This window comes from Lentzea terrae (assembly GCF_003265345.1).
Classification (GTDB): Bacteria; Actinomycetota; Actinomycetes; order Mycobacteriales; family Pseudonocardiaceae; genus Lentzea; species Lentzea terrae.
In genome coordinates this window covers 1-368 of the sequence record NZ_QFWW01000012.1, presented here as the reverse complement: position 1 = coordinate 368, position 368 = coordinate 1, and the positions used below count along the sequence as shown (strand labels likewise).

Sequence of the window (368 nt, the reverse complement as noted above, 5' to 3'; positions counted from 1 at the left end):
GATGGCTCTGTTGTGTCCGGTGAGTTGGTGGAGTTGTTGGCCGGTGGTGACATCCCAGACGCGGGCGGTGCCGTTTTCGTCAGCGGTGAGCATGCGGGTGTTGTCGAGCGACCAAGCGATCCCGTTGATCCAATTGCTGTGGTGGGCGAGCTGGTGGAGCTGGCCTGTAGTGGCGTGCAAGAAGCCACCAATGCCACTGCTGCCCGCAGCGAGGACACGAGCGCTGTCGCGCGAATAGGCAACTGCATCGATGGTGCCGATAAGGTCGATGACTTGGTGGAGTTGTTGGCCGGTGGTGGCGTCCCAGATGCGGGCGGTGCCGTCGTTGCTGCCGGTGAGGATGCGGGTGTTGTCGGGTGAGTAGGCGA

The 368-nt window shown here is 62.8% G+C and carries 1 protein-coding gene; it reads right to left on the bottom strand.

All coding sequences use genetic code 11. The features are described 5' to 3' along the window. On the bottom strand, window positions 1-368 hold a 368-nt coding region (locus tag DI276_RS17805; RefSeq protein WP_198680731.1), incomplete at both ends, for a WD40 repeat domain-containing protein.